The 18,195-nt window shown below is 71.0% G+C and carries 15 protein-coding genes; 7 read left to right on the plus strand and 8 right to left on the minus strand.

From position 1 onward, the window contains the following. Window positions 1–46: 46 nt before the first annotated feature. Window positions 47–1,261, minus strand: coding sequence for an ROK family protein (locus ACWCQM_RS32180; protein WP_267077332.1), 1,215 nt, complete (start codon window positions 1,259–1,261; stop codon window positions 47–49). Between the two features lie 121 nt (window positions 1,262–1,382). Between ACWCQM_RS32180 and ACWCQM_RS32185 the strand changes: the two genes are divergently transcribed. Both ACWCQM_RS32185 and ACWCQM_RS32190 read left to right on the plus strand, forming a co-directional pair. Further along, window positions 1,383–2,606 (plus strand): MFS transporter, encoded by a 1,224-nt coding sequence (locus tag ACWCQM_RS32185; RefSeq protein WP_450918598.1) that lies wholly within the window; start codon window positions 1,383–1,385, stop codon window positions 2,604–2,606. A gap of 160 nt (window positions 2,607–2,766) precedes the next feature. Further along, window positions 2,767–3,510: a maleylpyruvate isomerase family mycothiol-dependent enzyme gene (locus ACWCQM_RS32190; protein ID WP_450918599.1), complete on the plus strand. Its 744-nt coding sequence runs from the start codon at window positions 2,767–2,769 to the stop codon at window positions 3,508–3,510. A 54-nt stretch (window positions 3,511–3,564) separates the two neighbouring features. On the opposite strand, the gene ACWCQM_RS32195 is transcribed toward ACWCQM_RS32190, so the two are convergent. The 4 genes from ACWCQM_RS32195 to ACWCQM_RS32210 all read right to left on the minus strand — a co-directional run bounded on the left by ACWCQM_RS32195 (window position 3,565) and on the right by ACWCQM_RS32210 (window position 7,205). Continuing rightward, window positions 3,565–3,957, minus strand: coding sequence for a MarR family transcriptional regulator (locus tag ACWCQM_RS32195; protein WP_450918600.1), 393 nt, complete (start codon window positions 3,955–3,957; stop codon window positions 3,565–3,567). Window positions 3,958–4,145: 188 nt separating this feature from the next. Further along, a complete protein-coding gene (locus ACWCQM_RS32200; protein WP_450918601.1) occupies window positions 4,146–4,811 on the minus strand; it encodes a response regulator in 666 nt (221 codons plus the stop codon). Then, a complete protein-coding gene (locus ACWCQM_RS32205) occupies window positions 4,808–6,226 on the minus strand; it encodes a sensor histidine kinase (RefSeq protein ID WP_450918602.1) in 1,419 nt (472 codons plus the stop codon). Before ACWCQM_RS32205 ends, ACWCQM_RS32200 begins: the two co-directional genes overlap by 4 nt. A gap of 250 nt (window positions 6,227–6,476) precedes the next feature. Continuing rightward, a complete protein-coding gene (locus ACWCQM_RS32210; RefSeq protein WP_450918603.1) occupies window positions 6,477–7,205 on the minus strand; it encodes a TetR/AcrR family transcriptional regulator in 729 nt (242 codons plus the stop codon). 128 nt (window positions 7,206–7,333) lie between these two features. Between ACWCQM_RS32210 and ACWCQM_RS32215 the strand changes: the two genes are divergently transcribed. After that, window positions 7,334–7,789, plus strand: a complete 456-nt coding sequence (locus tag ACWCQM_RS32215; protein ID WP_450918604.1) for a nitroreductase/quinone reductase family protein — start codon at window positions 7,334–7,336, stop codon at window positions 7,787–7,789. Here ACWCQM_RS32215 and ACWCQM_RS32220 read toward each other — a convergent pair. After that, entirely contained in the window at window positions 7,773–9,038 is a 1,266-nt protein-coding gene (locus tag ACWCQM_RS32220; RefSeq protein ID WP_267077325.1) for a geranylgeranyl reductase family protein, read from the minus strand. The two genes, ACWCQM_RS32215 and ACWCQM_RS32220, sit on opposite strands and share 17 nt — an antisense overlap. Window positions 9,039–9,233: 195 nt before the next feature. On the opposite strand from ACWCQM_RS32220, the gene ACWCQM_RS32225 reads away from it, so the two are divergent. Both ACWCQM_RS32225 and ACWCQM_RS32230 read left to right on the plus strand, forming a co-directional pair. Continuing rightward, complete coding sequence (locus ACWCQM_RS32225; protein ID WP_450918605.1) at window positions 9,234–10,598, plus strand: M20/M25/M40 family metallo-hydrolase; 1,365 nt, start codon at window positions 9,234–9,236, stop codon at window positions 10,596–10,598. Between the two features lie 96 nt (window positions 10,599–10,694). Next, window positions 10,695–11,375: an MBL fold metallo-hydrolase gene (locus ACWCQM_RS32230; protein ID WP_450918606.1), complete on the plus strand. Its 681-nt coding sequence runs from the start codon at window positions 10,695–10,697 to the stop codon at window positions 11,373–11,375. Window positions 11,376–11,398: 23 nt separating this feature from the next. Here ACWCQM_RS32230 and ACWCQM_RS32235 read toward each other — a convergent pair whose 3' ends face one another. Together ACWCQM_RS32235 and ACWCQM_RS32240 are read right to left on the minus strand one after the other, a co-directional pair. Beyond that, window positions 11,399–12,448 carry an NUDIX domain-containing protein gene (locus ACWCQM_RS32235; RefSeq protein WP_450918607.1) on the minus strand — a complete coding sequence of 350 codons (1,050 nt, stop codon included), beginning with the start codon at window positions 12,446–12,448 and terminating at the stop codon, window positions 11,399–11,401. A gap of 198 nt (window positions 12,449–12,646) precedes the next feature. Further along, window positions 12,647–12,871: a hypothetical protein gene (locus ACWCQM_RS32240; protein WP_450918608.1), complete on the minus strand. Its 225-nt coding sequence runs from the start codon at window positions 12,869–12,871 to the stop codon at window positions 12,647–12,649. Between the two features lie 447 nt (window positions 12,872–13,318). Between ACWCQM_RS32240 and ACWCQM_RS32245 the strand changes: the two genes are divergently transcribed. Beyond that, window positions 13,319–14,506, plus strand: a complete 1,188-nt coding sequence (locus ACWCQM_RS32245; protein ID WP_450918609.1) for a S8 family peptidase — start codon at window positions 13,319–13,321, stop codon at window positions 14,504–14,506. Between the two features lie 479 nt (window positions 14,507–14,985). Beyond that, complete coding sequence (locus tag ACWCQM_RS32250; protein WP_450918610.1) at window positions 14,986–18,168, plus strand: S8 family peptidase; 3,183 nt, start codon at window positions 14,986–14,988, stop codon at window positions 18,166–18,168. Window positions 18,169–18,195: the final 27 nt, after the last annotated feature.

Genomic DNA, 18,195 nt, shown 5'->3' on the forward strand with positions numbered 1-18,195 from the left:
CCCGGTGGACCTCAGCCCGTACGTCCTCCGGGGACGTGCGGACCGGTCAGGCCAGTGCGGCCAGCGGGTCGTCGAGCACCGGCTGCCAGGCCAGTTCGGCGGCGCCCACGAGGCTGTTGTGGTCCAGCGTGCAGGCCAGGATCGGCACGCTGCCGCTGCGGCCCCACAGGCTGCGGTCCGCGACCACCGCGCGCAGGCGTTCGGGGTCGGCTTCCAGGAGGTCGCGGTGGAGTCCCCCGAGGATGATCCGGTCCGGGTTGAGGATGTTGACCAGCCCGGCGAGGCCGAGGCCGAGCCGGTCGATCAGTTCCTCGGCGGCAGCCCGTACCTGCGGGTCGCCGTACTCGGCGCGCAGCAGGTCGCCCGACTGCTTGAGCAGCGACTCCTCGGGGCCCGGCTCGCGGCGGGCGGCGGTCAGGAAGGCCAGGGGGTCCGTCTCGACGTCGAGACAGCCGCGCCCTCCGCAGTGGCAGGGGCGGCCCTCGGGGTTCACCGTGAGGTGGCCCACCTCCAGGGCCAGGCCTGAACTCCCGCTGTGCAGACGGCCGTCCAGGACGAGCGCACCGCCCACGCCGCGGTGTCCCGTGGCGACGCACAGGAGGTGCTGGGCACCGCGGCCCGCGCCGTGCCGGTGCTCGGCGAGCGCGGCGAGGTTGACGTCGTTCGCGGTGAAGGCGGGTCCGGCGATGCCCGCGTCACGCACGCATGCGGCGAAGATCTCCCGCACGGGTGCGCCGGCCGGCCAGGCGAGATGCAGGGGGTTGAGCGCCGTGCCCTCGGGTTCCGCGACGGCGGAGGGAACAGCGAGCCCCGCGCCGACGCAGCGCAGTCCGCTGTCGCGGAGGAGCCGGGCACCTGCGTCGACGACCTCGCCGAGCACCTGAGCGGGGTCGGCCATGACGGCGACGCAGCCGGGAGCGGTCGCGACGATCCGGCCTCCGAGCCCCACCAGCGCGGCCCGGAAGCCGTCGGAGTGCACCTGCGCGGCGAGCGCGACCGGGCCGCTGTCGAGGACGGAGAGCCGGTGCGAGGGGCGGCCCTGCGAACCGGCCGCGGAACCGGGGCTGGAGTCGACCTTGATCAGCCCGAGCGCTTCGAGCTCCGCGGCCACCGCTCCGGCGGTGGCGCGGGTGACGCCGAGCTCCGCCGTGAGCACGGCGCGGGTGGGGGCGCGCCCGGTGTGCACGAGCTCCAGGGCGGGCCCGAGCGCGCTGCGGCCCCTCTCCAACTTCGTCCGCGTGGTGGTCGACTTGCCGTTCATGGGGGCGAGTCTCCCATGATCCGGAGCCGTTGCCGACGCTCCGGCATCGCTCGGCGTTCACCGGGAGGTCACAGGGGCATCCGTCTTGCGTACGCCGTCCTGACGCCTCTATGCTCACTTTGTGCCGCAACTAAACAAACTGCGGACGGCCCTGTCGGGGGGATCTGGCGGAGACACCGCCCCACCCCCGTCCGCACGCCTCCGTACCGCGCTGACCGTGTTCTTCGCCCTCGACGGCTTCCTGTTCGCAGGCTGGGTGGTCCGTATCCCGGCCATCAAGCACCAGACGGGCGCCACCGCCTCCACCCTCGGTCTCGCCCTGCTGGGCGTGTCGGCGGGGGCGGTGATCACGATGATGCTGACGGGCAGGCTCTGCAGGCGTTACGGAAGCCATGCCGTCACGGTGGTCTGCGGTGTGCTGCTGTCGCTGAGCATCGCCCTTCCCGCACAGACGGGTTCGGCCCTCACCCTGGGCCTCGTGCTGCTGCTCTTCGGCGCCGCGTACGGCGGGATGAACGTCGCGATGAACAGCGCGGCCGTCGATCTGGTCACCGCCCTTCGGCGCCCGGTGATGCCCAGCTTCCACGCCGCGTTCAGCCTGGGCGGCATGGCGGGCGCCGGGCTCGGCGGACTCGTCGCGGGCAGCCTCTCCCCCGCGACCCACCTCTTCGCCCTCACCGGCGTCGGGCTCCTCGTCACCGCGGTGACCGGGCCCGTACTGCTGAGCAGCCGGGCCGCCGCCACGCCCCTTCCGGAGCGGTCGGCCGGCACCCCCGAGAAGCCGCGGCGGATGAGTGCCCAGGCACGGCGGATCGTGGTGCTCTTCGGCGTCATCGCCCTCTGTACGGCGTACGGCGAGGGCGCGCTCGCCGAGTGGGGCGCTCTGCACCTCAGCCAGGACCTGGACGCGAACGCCGGTCTCGCCGCCGCCGGATACTCCCTGTTCGCGCTGACGATGGCCATAGGCCGGCTCAGCGGCACCACCCTGCTCGAGCGCTTCGGGCAGACCCGCACGCTCGTGACGGGCGGGGTGATCGCGGCGGCCGGCATGCTGCTCGGCGCGCTCGCCCCGACCGTCTGGCTCGCCCTGGTCGGCTTCGCCGCCGCCGGCCTGGGCCTGGCCAACATATTTCCGGTCGCGGTCGGCAGGGCGGGCGCGCTGGCGGGCCCGAGCGGGGTGGCCGCCGCCTCGACGCTCGGCTACGGCGGGATGCTCCTGGGGCCGCCGGTGATCGGCTTCCTCGCCGACTGGATCTCGCTCCCGGTGGCGCTCGTGACGGTGACGGTGCTCGCCGCGACGGCGGCGGTACTGGGCTACGCGGCCCGCAACGCGACGAGCAGCTGAACGGTTGAGCTGACCTACCCGGTTCCTCCGCCTCTCGCCGCCCTCCCGGTGCCCGTGCGGACAGGCGCGCCGGGGTGGTTCTCGCGGCTGGTGGACGGTCCCGGCCGTGGCCGCTCGGCGCACCCTCAGGGTGCCTGACGGTTCTGGCACAATCGCGGGCGTGGAGATATCGGAGCACCTGTCATCCCTGTCCGCGGAAGGCCGTTCACTCGCCTCCGCCGCCCGCGAGGCGGGACCGGACGCACCTGTCCCGACGTGCCCGGACTGGCGGGTACGCGACCTCCTGCGGCACACCGGAGTGGTGCACCGCTGGGCGACCGCTTTCGTCGTGGAGGGGCATCGGACGTACCGCGCCGAGGGCGGGGAGCCCGATCTGGACGGTGACGCGCTGCTGGACTGGTTCACCGAGGGCCATGGCCTGCTGGTCGAGGCGCTGGGAGCGGCGCACGCCGACCTGGAGTGCTGGACGTTCTTCGCCGCCCCGTCCCCGCTCGCGTTCTGGGCCCGCCGGCAGGCGCACGAGACAAGGATCCACCGGGTGGACGCCGAGTCGGCGCGCGGCGGCCCGCTGACGCCCGTGGCACCGCTCCACGCGGTGGACGGAATCGACGAACTGCTGGCCGGCTTCCACTCCCGGGCCAAGAGCCGGGTCCGCTCCGGCTCCCCTCGCACGCTCAGGGTGCGGGCCACGGACACGGACACGGCGTGGACCGTGCACCTGTCCGCCGAACCTCCCCGGACGGTACGCGGCGCGGAGCCGGGAGCACCGGCGGACTGCACGGTGGAGGGGCCCGCCCAGGACGTGCTCCTGGCCCTGTGGAACCGCGTTCCGCTCTCGTCCGTCGAGCTGTCGGGTGACCGTGATGTCGCCATGCTCTGGGCCGAGAACTCGGCGGTCATCTGACCGCGGGGGGGCTCGCCGGATTCCTGTCCGGGCTCCCGTTCCCGCCGGTCGCGGTCAGGCGCTGCCCAGCATCCTTGTCAGCACCGCACGCTGGAGGGGCAGGGCGTCCGCGTGGCGGGACCGGCCCTCGTCCGTCAGCTCGACGCGCACACCGCGGCGGTCCTCGCTGCATATCGCGCGGCGTACGAGACCGTCCTTCTCCAGCCGTGCCACGAGTCGCGACAGCGCGCTCTGGCTGAGATGGGCCCGGGACGCGATCTCCTGGACGCGGAGACAGGCGGCGTCACCCACCCCACTCTCCACGAGGATGTCCAGCACCTCGAAGTCACTGGCCCCCAGGCCGTGTCCGTCGAGCGCGCGGTCGAGCTCGCCCAGCGTCCTGGCATGCAGCGCGAGCAGGTCACGCCACTCCTCGACGAGCGCCCGCTCGGACTTCTTCGCAGCCATGGCGGAACGCTAGCAGAGGCACACGTGGTAGATGCACGGGAATCAGATGCATGTGCACTCATATGGGGCGCGGGCGGAAATGCCCTGCCTTGCGGCTTGCCCAGCCGTGCCGGTTCTTGTACTCGGCCCGGCGGCCCGGTCGTGCCATCTTCCGTGCCCGGCCCGTCGCCGGTCGGTCGAGTGCTCACTCAGCCCAGCCAGCCGGGCCGTACGAGCCCCGACTCATAGGCCAGCACCACGAGTTGCGCCCGGTCGCGGGCGCCGAGTTTGACCATGGCACGGCTGACATGCGTCTTCGCGGTGAGCGGGCTGACGACGAGCCTGCGGGCGATCTCCTCGTTGGAGAGGCCGATGCCGACCAGGGCCATGACCTCCCGCTCACGTTCGGTCAGTTCGTCCAGGACCGTGGTCGATGCGGGCTCCTTGGAGCGGGCGGCGAACTCGGCGATCAGTCTCCGGGTCACCCCGGGGGAGAGGAGGGCGTCCCCGTCCACCACCGCGCGCACGGCCCGCAGGAGTTCATCCGGTTCGGTGTCCTTGACCAGGAACCCGGAGGCTCCGGAGCGGATGGCCTCGAAGACGTACTCGTCGAGCTCGAAGGTGGTGAGCATGACCACCTTCACCTCCCCCAGGGCGGGGTCACCGGTAATGGCACGGGTCGCGGCCAGACCGTCCAGCTTCGGCATCCGGATGTCCATGAGCACCGTGTCGGGGCGCAGTTCGCGTACGAGGCGTACGGCCTGTGCGCCGTCGGCGGCCTCGCCCGCGACCTCGATGTCCGGCTGCGCGTCCAGGAGGGCCCTGAACCCCGCGCGGACGAGCGACTGGTCGTCCGCGAGCAGTACGCGGATCACGGCGCCTCCTCCCTCTCCGCCTCGTCCGGCGAGGCCCCTGGACGCAGCGGAAGTTCCACGGTGACCCGGAAGCCGCCGTCGGGCCGGGGTCCGGCGTCGATCGTGCCACCCAGCGCGGCGGCCCGCTCCCGCATGCCGATGAGCCCGTTCCCGCTGCCGCCCGCGTCGTCGCCCGTGGCGGGCCCCTCGTCGTCGACCGACAGCCTGATGTGCGAACCCTCGTGGGTGATCCGGACGAGGGCGGTTCGCGATCCGGAGTGCCGCACCACGTTGGTCAGCGCCTCCTGCACGATGCGGAAGGCCGCGAGGTCGGCCCCCGGCGGCACCGGCCCCGGGGCCCCGTCCCGCTCGACGGTCACGGTGAGGCCCGCCCCGGCGGCCTGGTCGACGAGTTCGGGCAGGCGGTCGAGGCCGGGGGCGGGGGAACGGGGGGCGTCGCCCGGGGTACGGAGGTTCTCCAGGACCTGGCGCACCTCGCCGAGGGCTTCCTTGCTGGCGGACTTGATCGTGGTCAGGGCCGTGCGGGCCTGTTCGGGGTCGGCGTCGAGCAGGGCCAGCCCGACCCCGGCCTGGACATTGATGACGGAGATGCTGTGGGCCAGGACGTCGTGGAGTTCGCGTGCGATACGCAGCCGCTCCTCGTCGGCCCGCCGCTTCTCCGCCGCCGCGCGCTCCGCGCGGGCCGCCGCCCACTGCTCGCGGCGCAGCCGGAGCAGTTCCGCCGCGGCGACGATCGCCGCGACCCAGGCCGTGACGACCACCTCCTGCGCCCAGGGGGCAGGGCCGTCGCCGTCCGGCGGCAGCCATCGGTACAGCCAGTGCGCGGCGAGCAGATGCCCCGCCCACAGCCCGCCCAGCGACCACCATGCGGCCTTGCGGTGCCCCGAGACGATGGCGCTGAAGCAGCCGACGGCCACGGCGAGGAAGACCGGGCCGTACGGATAGCCGAGCCCGAGATAGACCAGCGTCGCGGCCGACGTACCGGTAACGGCGAGGACGGGGTGGCGATGACGCATCAGCAGTACGGCGACCGCCGCGAACAGCAGCAGCCCGGCGACGATGCCGAGCGGCTCCCTGTCCTGACCGTGGGCGGCGACGTGCGTACCGACCATCACGATCACTCCGAGCACGATGGTCGAGGCCCACGGAATCCGGTCCCCTCGCCGGTCGGGATCCCCGAACCGCCCCGGGCCTCCGAACCTTGCGAACACGCCGCGCCGGTCCGGATCCCCGAAGCTTCCGGAACGCTTCCCCCCGCGCCTTCCTGAGCCTCGGCCGCCGCGCCATCCTTGGCCCCGGCCGCCACGCCCCGGCCGGTCGGCGCAGTCCCGGCGCCACGGCGGGCCGTGTCCTGCCGGACGGCCGCCCGGACCCTCGCCCGGGTCCGTGGGCGGGTGCGCTCGCTGCTGGTGCATACCGGCAACGCTAGACGCGCGGGGCGCCGGCGCGCGTCAGCCGGGCGTGGCGGTGCCGCGTACTCCCTGCGGAGTACGCGTCCGGGCGGGCCTGGGGGGCCGGCCCGGAGTCCGGGGGCCCGGAATCGCCTCGCCCCTGGGTAGGTCGGGCGACTCGTCCGGAGCCGGGTTTCCCAGCCGACGCCTGCTCGCACCGAGCTGCCGGACCGGCGGCTCCGTGTGCCGGGGCCCCGGCCCGGGCCCCCTCCCCTCAGGCTCCCCCGCCTGCGGCTCCGGCGGACCCGCCGTCCAGCAGGCCGACCGAGCGCCCGAGCTCGGCGGCGGCCCGGCGGAAGAACGGCTCACGTGCCTCGACCACGCGGTTGAACTGGCCGAAGAGCTCGAAGGAGATCAGGCCGAAGAGCTGTGCCCACGCGGCGACAAGGGCGGCCACCGAGCCCGGCGGAAGGTCAGGGGCCAGGTCGGCCGCCATGCGCGCCGCCTCGGGACGCAGCTCGGCGTCGACCTTGGGGACGGCCAGGCCGTCGCCGCGGTGGGCGTCGCGTGCGAGGCCGATGAAGACGAGGCCCACCCGGGACGCCGGGCCCACCGTGTCCTGCGGGGCGGTGTAGCCGGGGACGGGCGAGCCGTAGATCAGCGCGTACTCATGAGGGTGGGCGAGCGCCCAGTCCCGTACCGCGCAGGCGACGGTGACCCAGCGGCCGGTGTGAGGGCCCGCCGAGCCCCCGGGGGTCTCCCGGGCGGCCTCCGCCGCCTCGCCCACCGCGTCGTAGGCGTCGACGATGAGAGCTGTCAGGAGGTCGTCCCGGCTGGGGAAGTAGCGGTAGAGCGCGGACGAGACCATGCCGAGTTCACGGGCGACGGCACGCAGGGAGAGCTTCGCGGCGCCCTCCTCCGCCAGCTGTCTTCTGGCCTCGTCCTTGATCGCTGCGGTGACTTCGACGCGGGCTCGTTCCCTGGCTCCTCGGATGGTGCTCATGGGAAGAAGTGTGCCACGAAATCAGATCACCGAACATAAACGAGAGCACTGCTCTTGCTTCGGAGCGCCGCACCAGTGCACACTGCTCTAGAGCGAGAGCACCGCTCTCCCAATCGGCAGGAGCCACCATGTCGCAGCAGCCGTACTATCTCCGGGGCAGCGCCTTCAACGTCTGGATGAACAGCCACATCGGCCGCCTCGCCCGCCTCGGGGTCAGCCTGCTCGGCACCGCCGAGATGTCGGTGCGCGGCCGCAAGAGCGGACAGCTCCAGCGCATCCCCGTGAACCCCCACACCTACGACGGCGCGCAGTACCTCGTCTCCGCCCGCGGCCACTCCCAGTGGGTGCGAAACATGCGGGTGGCCGGGGGCGGAGAGCTGAGGGTCGGCCGTAAGGTCCGGGCGTTCACCGCCGTGGAGATCGCGGACGACGAGCAGAAGGTGCGGATCGTCCGCGCCTACCTGAAGCGCTGGGGCTGGGAGGTCAACCAGTACTTCCAGGGCATCACGGCGAAGTCGACCGACGCCGAACTCCTCGCCGCCTGCCCCGACCACCCGGCGTTCCGGATCACTGTCGAGAGCTGACGCGATCCGATCCCTGGCGGTCCATCACATGCAGCGCGCGCTGGGCCAGGGGATGCGAACGGACCAGCTCGGCCAGCGAGGTCGTCCCCCGGGTGATCCCCGCGAACGCGTTCCACGCGGGGCGGAAGCCCGTCAGGACCGCGTGCAGCAGACCGGGGCGCCGCTCGAACAGCTTGAGCATGCGCCGGCCGACACCCATCTCCACCCCCAGTCCCGCCTTGATCGCGAACGCGTAGTTGAGCGCCTGACGCCGTGCGTCGACGGCGTCGTGCGCCTCCGCGATCCGCACCGCCCACTCACCGGCGAGCCGCCCGGAACGCAGAGCGAAGGAGATGCCCTCCCGGGTCCAGGGTTCGAGCAGCCCGGCGGCGTCGCCGCAGACCACCACCCGGCCACGGGAGAGGGGCGAGTCCTCGCTGCGGCACCGGGTCAGATGACCGGAGGAGATCGTCGGCTCGAACCCGGCGAGGCCGAGCCGGCCGACGAAGTCCTCCAGATACCGCTTGGTACCCGCCCCGTCGCCGCGGGCCGAGATCACCCCGACGGTCAGCGTGTCGCCCTTGGGGAAGACCCAGCCGTAACTCCCGGGCATCGGACCCCAGTCGATGAGCACCCGACCAGCCCAGTCCTCGGCGACGGTCTCCGGAACCGGGATCTCCGCTTCGAGGCCGAGGTCCACCTGATCGAGCTTCACACCGACATGAGCCCCTATGCGGCCCGCGCTTCCGTCCGCGCCGACGACGGCGCGGGCGAGCACCGTCTCACCATCGGCAAGCACCACGGCGACCGTGCGCCGGTCCGGCACGGCGGGACCGTGCTGCTCCACCCGCGAGACCGCCACGCCCGTGCGCAGCTCCGCGCCCGCCTTCTGGGCCTCCTCGACAAGGCCGGCGTCGAACTCCGGACGGTTGATCAGCCCGAAGAGCATGCGCTTGGACCTGCGGGTCCGGGACAGCTTCCCGTTGAGCGAGAAGGTGACCGCGTGGATGCGGTCCTTGAGGGGCAGTTCGAACCCCGGTGGCAGGGAATCCCGGGAGAAACCGATGATTCCGCCGCCGCACGTCTTGTAGCGGGGGATCTCCGCCTTCTCCAGCAACAGCACCCGACGGCCCGCCACGGCTGCCGCGTACGCCGCGGAAGCTCCGGCGGGACCCGCGCCGACCACGACGACGTCCCATACCGAGGACTCCTGCGGTACCGACGACGACTCATCCGGCTCACGTCCGGCGTCTGCGTTCTCGCTGCTCACGATGTGCTTCTGCTCCCGATCCGACCAGTGGCCCCAGCTGCTCACGGCATCCTACGGCGCGTCGCGGCCGAACTCCGCTGTGGGAGGATCAGCCATGAATTCGTTGTACACGGAACGTCGCACCCACGGCGCCGCCCACCGTCGCGTACACAACCGCGCCATAGTCCTAACGTCGCACCCACGAGGAGCGTGCCCATGACCGCCCGTCCGATTTCCGAGACCGTTGCCTCGCTGATGCCCCGCGCGAAGGCGGAGCTGGCCGAGCTGGTGGCCTTCCGGTCGGTGGCGGACCCCGCGCAGTTCCCCAGGAGCGAGTGCGAGGCGGCGGCGAACTGGGTGGCAGACGCCCTGCGTGCCGAAGACTTCCAGCACGTCGCCCTGCTCGACACCCCGGACGGCAGCCAGTCGGTTTACGGCTTCCTCCCCGGCCCCGCCGGGGCACCCACGGTGCTGCTCTACGCGCACTACGACGTGCAGCCGCCGCTGGACGAGGCGGCCTGGCTGTCCCCGCCGTTCGAGCTGACCGAGCGCGACGGCCGCTGGTTCGGCCGGGGCGCCGCGGACTGCAAGGGCGGGTTCATCATGCATCTGCTCGCGCTGCGCGCCCTCAAGGCGAACGGCGGGGTCCCGGTCTCCGTCAAGATCATCGCGGAGGGCTCGGAGGAGCAGGGGACGGGCGGCCTCGAACGGTACGCCGAGGCGCACCCCGAGCTGCTGGCCGCCGACACGATCGTCATCGGCGACACCGGCAACTTCCGGGTCGGACTGCCCACGGTGACCGCGACGCTGCGCGGTATGACCATGCTGCGGGTCCAGCTGGACACCCTCGAAGGGAATCTGCACTCGGGGCAGTTCGGCGGGGCGGCCCCGGACGCGCTGGCCGCGATGATCCAGCTGCTGGCGTCCCTGCGGTCCGAGGACGGTACGACCACCGTCGACGGGCTCGCGACGGACGCGGCGTGGGACGGGCTGCAGTACCCGGAGGACGAGTTCCGCACGGACGCCAAGGTCCTCGACGGCGTGGAGCTGATCGGCACGGGCACGGTCGCCGACCGGATCTGGGCGCGTCCCGCCGTGACCGTCATCGGCATCGACTGCCCGCCGGTCGTCGGAGCCACGCCGTCGCTCCAGGCTAGCGCCCGGGCGCAGATCAGCCTGCGGGTGCCGCCGGGCCAGGACGCGGCCGACGCGACGAAGCTGCTGACCGCCCATCTCGAGTCGCACGCCCCCTGGGGCGCCAGGGTCGTGGTCGAACAGGTCGGCCAGGGCCAGCCGTTCAGGGCGGACACCAGCAGCCCCGCGTACACCTCGATGGCCGAGGCGATGCGGCTCGCCTACCCGGGCGAGGAGATGCAGTCCTCCGGCATGGGCGGGTCCATTCCGCTCTGCAACACCCTGGCGGCGCTGTATCCGCAGGCGGAGATCCTGCTCATCGGGCTGAGCGAGCCCGAGGCACAGATTCACGCCGTGAACGAGAGCGTGTCGCCCGAGGAGCTCGAACGGCTCTCGGTCGCCGAGGCTCTGTTCCTGCGGAACTACGCGGAGTCCAGGAAGAGCTGAGGGGACAACCGCGCGGCCCATGGGGTACGCGCTGAGCGAAGTCGCCCACAGCAGATTTCCGGCCGGTGGGCGACTTCAGCTGCGTACGTTCATGGCATGGACGTTGTCGAAGTGCTTCCCCACCTGCACATGTTCCGCTTCCCGATCGGGCAGGCCTATCTCTGGCGTGACGGCGAGGACCTCACCCTGGTCGACGCCGGCGACGTGCACGCGGCCGACGTTATCGAGGGCGGCGTCCGCCTGCTCGGCCTGGACCCGGACCGGATACGGCGGATCGTGCTCACCCACGGCCACCGCGACCATTACGGGGCGGCCCAGGAGCTCTCTGACCGACACGGCGCCGAGATCCTGGCTCACCGGCTCGACGCCCCGGTCGTCCGGGGCGAGGAGCGCTCGCCCGACCCCGTCCTGCACGACTGGGAACGCCCTTTGTACGCCCACGCGCTGACGGTTCCCGAGGCTCCTCCCACCCGCGTCGACCGGGAGCTGGAGGACGGCGACGGCATCCCCTTCGGCGGCGGTGCCAGGGTGGTGCACTCCCCCGGGCACACCCCCGGCTCCATCGGCCTTCATCTGCCGGTCCACGGAGTGCTGTTCACCGGAGACTCCGTGGCCGGGGTGGGCCGGGTGATGCTCGGCGTGTTCAACACCGATCACGCCCGGGCCCGGGCGTCCTTCAGGCGGCTGGCCGCCCTGGCCCCCGCGGTCGCCTGCTTCGGCCACGGCGATCCGCTCACCGTGGACACGGCGGCCGTCCTGCGGGCCGCCGCACACTGAGGGACCCCGTGTGGCGCTGCGGGTCAGTGCACCTGGTCGCCCACCGGCACTCCGGCCTCCAGATTCAGCACGGTGGACCGCTCGCGGGCGCGCAGTGCCCAGCGCAGGCGTTCGAAGCGGGTCGGCGGGAGCAGGAGTGCTGCCTCCTCCTCGGTGACGAACCGCCAGCCGCGCAGCTCCGCGCCCGGCAGGAGCAGCCGCGCGGCCTCGTCGCGTTGCAGCCGGCCGCCGTCGAACAGGAAGCGCAGCCCTCCGTACGCGGGCCGCTTCGGGGCCTCCCAGTCGACCACCAGCAGCTTCGGCTCCGTGGTGAGGCGGAGCCCCAGTTCCTCGGCGACCTCGCGGACACCGGCCTGGGCCGGGGCCTCACCCGCCTCCACCACTCCCCCGGGAAACTCCCAGCCCGGCTTGTAGGTGGGGTCGACGAGCAGAACCCTGTCCTGCTCGTCGAAGAGCAGGACCCCGGACGCGACGGTCTCCGCACGCGGTTCGGGGGTCTGGACTATCCCGCACTCCCTGGCCTCGCCGCTGCGCAGCGCTTCCGCTATCCGCTCCGCGGTCTCGAACGGGGTGAGGGCGCTGGTGTCGATCGTGAAGGCGTCCTCGGCGATCCATCCGAGAGCCGCGCGGTAGGGCTCCATGTGTGCGTACGCCCACTGCCGGATCCGCTCGCTGTGCTCGGGATCGCCGGGGAATTCCTCACGCCCGGCTATCCGCTCACGCAGGATCGTTTCCTCAGGTGAGAGCAGTACATGGCGCACCGGAATGCGCCGGGAGGCGAGCCCGCCGAAGATCTCGTCGCGGTAGTCCTGCCTCAGCAGCGTCATCGGCACCACCAGCACCCCCGGGAGCTCGGCGAGAAGCGCCGCCGCCGTGTCGACGACCATACGCCGCCAGATCGGCAGGTCCTGGAAGTCGGTCACCTCCGCGAGCTTCTTCTGGGGAAGCAGCTCACGCAGTCCCGCGCCGACCAGCTCGGGGTCGTAGAAGGTGCTGTTCGGGATCAGATCGATCAGTTCGCACGCGGCGCTGGTCTTGCCCGCACTGAACGCACCGTTGATCCAGACGATCATTCGTACTCCAAGACCTGAAGGCCGCTGACCAGCGGCGGAGAGGATTTCGCGGGACCGCCTGGGAGAGGTATGGGAAACGAAGGTATCCACAGCCCGGCTCCCACCACCTCCTTCTCCCATACCCTCTGGAGATACCCAGCGATCCGTTCTTCCATCGCGCTCGTCACCTCGCTGTACGTACCCTCCACGCCGGGCAGCTCATGCCGGCAGGTGACCGCGTGGATAGACGGTGGCGATGGTGACCTTGCCGGGCTTGCGGTCGGTGCGGCGGCGCTTGATCTGGACAGCCTGGCAGGCCACCCCGGCCCAGCTCGCGAAGCTGATCCGGGGCCACTGGGAGATCGAGGCCCTGCACCACGTCCGCGACACCACTTTCGCCGAGGACGGCGTGATGGCAATACGGATGCCCCGAGTCGACCTCACCGACAGCACGGTGTCTCTTGCGCCGGACGATCCCGCACTGGACCGCGTGGCGCTCGCGGTAGTCGGCCGGGTGGTGATGCGGCGGTCGTCCGCCATGGGAATCGAGCTTTCGGCGGCACTGCCGACGGCGCGACGCGTCCGAGTTCAACTCCGCGCATGCCAGCTGAGGTTGGCGTCGCCACCCTCAAGTCCCGCGACAAGTCTTAAGTGTCGACTATCCCCTTCTTAAGTGATTCCTAAGAGGCGCCGTCTGAGCGAGATTGATCCTTTTTGCTCGATTCCGGATCACTACCGTGTTCTGCAACCACCTCAGGGGCGTTCCGACCGGTGCCGAGGGAACGGCCGTACCGGCCAGGCGCGACAAGCCTCGCGGCCGGGCGGCCGGCGCGTCGTGAGCGTGGTTCGGAACCCGCGCGGCCCCCATCAGAATCCGAGGAGTCATACCTGATGTCCCGTTCGAGATTACCCCTGCTTGTCGGCACGTGTACTGCCCTCCTGTTGGGGCTCGCCTCTCCGGCCGGCGCCGAGGAGCCCGTACCGCTCGGTGTCATACGAGGGGCGAGCAGCCCTCAGGCCATCGACAACTCGTACATCGTCGTGTTGAAGCACAATGCCCCCAGCGCCAGGGGAGGCGAAGCCAAGAGCCTCGTCGGCAAGTTCGGCGGCTCGGTGCGCCGTACCTTCGCCACAGCCCTCAACGGCTTCACCCTCACGGCCACCCCGGCCGAGGCGCGCCGGATCGCGGCCGACCCGTCCGTGGCGTACGTCGAGCAGAACCGTGTCGAGCACGCGGAGGCGACCCAGTACTCCGCGACGTGGGGGCTGGACCGCATCGACCAGAAAGCCCGGCCGCTCAGCGGAAGTTACTCCTACTCGACGACAGCGAGCAACGTCACCGCCTACATCGTCGACTCCGGAATCCGCACCACGCACTCCGACTTCGAAGGCCGGGCCTCCCACGGCTACGACTTCGTCGACGGCGACACCGTCGCCTCCGACTGCAACGGCCACGGTACCCACACCGCCGGCACCGTGGGCAGCGCCACCTACGGCGTGGCCAAGGCCGTGCGCCTGGTCGGGGTGCGGGTCCTGAACTGCAGCGGGAGCGGCACCAGCGCGAACGTCATCGCCGGGTACGACTGGGTCGCCGCCAACGCCAAGCTGCCCGCCGTCGCGAACGTCTCCATAGGCGGCAGCGCGAGCGCCGCCAAGGACGCCGCCGTGGCCGGCATGGTCGACGCCGGAGTCACCGTCGCCGTCTCCGCGGGCAACGACGCCGTCGACGCCTGCGCCCAGTCGCCCGCCCGGGAGCCCTCGGTGATCACCGTCGCCTCCACCAGCAGCGCCGACGCACGTTCCAGCTTCTCCAACTACGGCACCTGCGTGGACATCTTCGCTCCCGGTTCCTCCATCATCTCCCTCGGCTACTCCTCCGACACCACCACCGCTGTCAAGAGCGGCACTTCCATGGCGACCCCGCACGTCGCCGGGGCCGCGGCCCTGTACCTGGCCACCCACCCCTCCGCCAGTCCGGCCACCGTGACCGCCGCGATCAAGTCGGCCGCCACCAGCGGCGCGGTGACGAGCCCCGGAACCGGCAGCCCCAACCTCCTGCTGTACACCACGGGGCTGTGACCGGGTCACGCTGATCCGCACGACGCACGGAACACGCCGGGCCTCGCGTCCTGACTCCGGCGTGCGGTGAGCCCTCTCCCTGTCCTTCCGTAGCCGGCAGGAGCGGCCGGGCAGGGAGCCACGCCGAATTCACGCGGACTTGCCGACCACCGGAAGGCGCGCGGCAAGTGGACCACTTCGGGCCCGGTCTGCCGGTGATCGGGCCCGCCCCGCAGGAGGCAGTCTTCCAAAGGTGATCACTCACACTTAACGTCATGGCGCGTGCACGTCAAAATGCGATTGCAGAGGCAGGAGACCATCCGATGTCAGCCAGGCTGAGACGCGGCGTATTGTCCGCCGCCTTACTGAGCGTCACTCTGACCGCGCTTCTCCCCATCCCGCCCGCGGCTGCCGATCCGGCCGCTGACGGCGTCTTCGGCAGCGGCGCCCGCCAAGCGTTCGACGCTGCCGAAAAAATCACGCTCATCACAGGTGACGTGGTGAGCGTGTCCGATGACGGGGCTCGCTACACCATCGACCCGGCCCCCGGCCGGGAGCACATCAGCTACCGAGAGGAACGCGGACCCGGCGCGGACGGGGCCGAGCACGTCAGTCTGATCCCCTTCGACGCCGAGCCCCTCGTCCATTCGGGGAAGCTCGACGCCCGCCTGTTCGACCTCACCGAACTGGCCGCCGCGGGCTACACCGACGCCGACACCACCGAACTGCCGCTGCTGGTCAGCTACGACAACGCCGGCGCGGCGCGCCATCAGCTCGCCGGTGGCGCCGAAGTCACCCACACCCTCGAAAGCATCGACGCCGTCGCCGTGGCCCAGGACAAGTCCAAGGCCGGTGTCCTGTGGGACACCCTCGTACCCGAGGAAGCGGCATCCACCGCGGACTTCGGTGCGAACGTGTCGAAGCTCTGGCTCAACGGCCGTGTGAAGGTACAGGATGACGTCTCCGTACCTCAGATCGGCGCTCCGGACGCCTGGGCCGCCGGGTATGACGGTACGGACACCACGGTCGCCGTACTGGACACCGGATACGACCAGACTCACCCGGATCTGGCTGGAAGAGTTACCGAAGCCAAGGACTTCACCAACAGTCCCAACGGCAGCAAGGACCTGCACGGCCACGGCACGCACGTGGCCACCACGGTCGCCGGTGACGGGGCCGCCTCGGACGGCAGGTACGTCGGCGTCGCCCCCGGTGCCTCCATCGTGGTGGGCAAGGTGCTCGGTGACAGCGGCGCCGGCACCCAGGCAAGCGTCATCGACGGCATGGAGTGGGCGGCACGCGACCAGGGGGCGGACATCGTCTCCATGAGCCTCGGCGGCAGCCCCTCCGACGGCAGCGACCCCGAATCCCTGGCAATCGACGCCCTCACCGAGCAGACCGGCGCCCTGTTCGTCGTGGCGGCGGGCAACGCCGGCGCGGCCGAGACCATCGGCTCCCCCGGCTCCGCCGACTCCGCCCTGACGGTCGGCGCGGTCAGCTCGGCCAACGCGCTGGCGTCCTTCTCCAGCCGGGGCCCCCGGGTGTTCGACGGCGCGATCAAGCCCGACATCACCGGACCCGGCGTCAGCATCATCGCGGGACGTTCATCGACCGGGTCCGCGGGCACCCCGGTGAACCAGCACTACTCCAAGATGTCGGGCACCTCGATGGCCACGCCGCACGTGGCCGGAGCCGCGGCGATTCTCAAGCAGCTCCACCCGGACTGGGCGGCCAAGGAGATCAAGTCGTTCCTGACCTCAACGGCTCTGCCCGGCGCGTACACGGTGTTCCAGCAGGGCACCGGCCGCGTCGACCTGACCCGGGCCGTGAAGCAGTCCGCCTACGCCTCCCCGGCGAGTATCTCCACCTACCTCGAATACCCCGTCGAGAAGCCCGAGACCAAGACCGTCACGTATCACAACGACGGTGACACCGACCTCAACCTGTCGTTGAGCCTCGCCGCGAAGAACAACGCCACCGGTACGGCCACCGACCTGTTCAGCCTCGACCGGAGCACGCTGGTCGTGCCAGCCCACGGCACCGCCGAGATAGCCCTGACCATGGACCCGTCCGCCGACGAATTCGGTGTGTACGGCGGGGTCATCACAGCCGTGGACAGCGACACCCGTATCCTCACGGCCGTCGGCGCCTACAAGGAGCCCGAGACCTACACCGTGCACTTCCCTATCACGGCGAAGAACGGTGACGCGGTCTCCTACACCAGAGTCGGCATGAGCCGTCCGCTGAACCTGGCCACCGGCAAGCGCCACACCATCGGCATCGACCACAAGGCCGGACAGCTCTACACCAGGCTCCCGAAGGGCACCTACAGCTTCGAGGGATACGCGTACTACCCCACCGACGAGGAACGCACCAGCGAGGTCGGGTACACGCTCAAGCCGAACCTCGTCATCGACAAGGACACCGACGTCGTCTTCGACCAGTCCGAAACGACCCCGGTGTCCATCGACGTCGACAAGGCCGACGCCTACGACGCCTACCAGACCTTCTACGCCCTTCAGACACTCAACGGCACGGTGTACGGAGGCGGTGTCCACCTCTCGAACATCCGCGGGTCTCGAAGCCACCTGTCGGCCACGCCCACCCCGGCGGTGACCGACCGGCCGTACGAGGTGTTCTACCGGACGAACAAGATCGACCCGCTGGCCGATCCGTACATCGAAAACCCGGTCGCCGGCCGGTATGCCTACAACCTGATCCACTCCTACGGCAACCGCGTTCCCGCCACAGCCGCGCTGCACCGGCGGAACCGGGACCTGGCGGCCGTACGCGAGAACTACCATGCGCCCGAAGCGGTCGACGGCGCCTCCGGCCGCCAGAGCGACTTCCCCAGCTTCGGCGGCTACTCCTTCCCCACCCTCACGCACGTCGTGCCCTACGGCGACGATGTGGTGCACTACTACAGCACCGAACCCGACACGTCCTGGGCAAGTCAGGTGGTCTACAACGACGGCGCGGGCACCCAGTTGGCCGCCGAGAGCGCGCAATACATCGAATGGGACAAGGGCAAGGACGAAGTCGACTGGTTCGGTTCACCCCAGACCAGTTCGGCATACGCCTCCCGCGCGGCCGGAACGGACAAGCTCACCGTGGCGTACGCACCGTTCTCGTCCTTCACCGCCACCCACATGGGCACGAGCAAGTCCACGACGTCACTGACCCTGGCGCAGGACGGCGTGCCGCTGGGAAGCTCCAGCGGCACGGCGGCAAGCTTCACCGTCCCATCGAGTCCAGGCACATACACCCTCACCGGCACAGCCACGCGACAAGCAGCGGGGACCGATCTGGCGACCCGCGTCGACACACGGTGGACGTTCCATTCCGCGCAGGCGGCCACCGCCGCGTACGCGCCGCTCTACACCGTCCGGGCCGACGCGCACACCGACCTCTCCGGCCGTGTCAACGGCTCGTCCGCCGTGGTCGACATCACGGTGGACCCTGGCTACGCCACCGGTGAGGAGATATCCAAGGTGACCGCGCAGGTGTCGTACGACGACGGTGAGACCTGGAGGAATACCCACATCGCGCACAAGGCCGACGAGTGGAAGGCGCACGTGGCACGGCCCCGTGGCGCGGACTACGCGTCCCTGAGGATCAGTGCGGTCGACGCCTCCGGCAACTCCGTCGAGCAGACGACCATCCGGGCCTTCGCCTTCGGGTGACGACCGGTTCGCCTGACGGGCGAGAAC

The organism is Streptomyces sp. NPDC002125 (genome assembly GCF_053593715.1).

What these genes read in the sequence shown, in the direction of transcription:
- ACWCQM_RS32180 (WP_267077332.1), bottom strand. Translation starts at nt 1,261, where the DNA reads ATGAACGGCAAGTCGACCACCACGCGGACGAAGTTGGAGAGGGGCCGC.
- ACWCQM_RS32195 (WP_450918600.1), bottom strand. Translation starts at nt 3,957, where the DNA reads ATGGCTGCGAAGAAGTCCGAGCGGGCGCTCGTCGAGGAGTGGCGTGAC.
- ACWCQM_RS32205 (WP_450918602.1), bottom strand. Translation starts at nt 6,226, where the DNA reads ATGCACCAGCAGCGAGCGCACCCGCCCACGGACCCGGGCGAGGGTCCG.
- ACWCQM_RS32210 (WP_450918603.1), bottom strand. Translation starts at nt 7,205, where the DNA reads ATGAGCACCATCCGAGGAGCCAGGGAACGAGCCCGCGTCGAAGTCACC.
- ACWCQM_RS32215 (WP_450918604.1), top strand. Translation starts at nt 7,334, where the DNA reads ATGTCGCAGCAGCCGTACTATCTCCGGGGCAGCGCCTTCAACGTCTGG.
- ACWCQM_RS32225 (WP_450918605.1), top strand. Translation starts at nt 9,234, where the DNA reads ATGACCGCCCGTCCGATTTCCGAGACCGTTGCCTCGCTGATGCCCCGC.
- ACWCQM_RS32230 (WP_450918606.1), top strand. Translation starts at nt 10,695, where the DNA reads ATGGACGTTGTCGAAGTGCTTCCCCACCTGCACATGTTCCGCTTCCCG.
- ACWCQM_RS32235 (WP_450918607.1), bottom strand. Translation starts at nt 12,448, where the DNA reads ATGATCGTCTGGATCAACGGTGCGTTCAGTGCGGGCAAGACCAGCGCC.
- ACWCQM_RS32245 (WP_450918609.1), top strand. Translation starts at nt 13,319, where the DNA reads ATGTCCCGTTCGAGATTACCCCTGCTTGTCGGCACGTGTACTGCCCTC.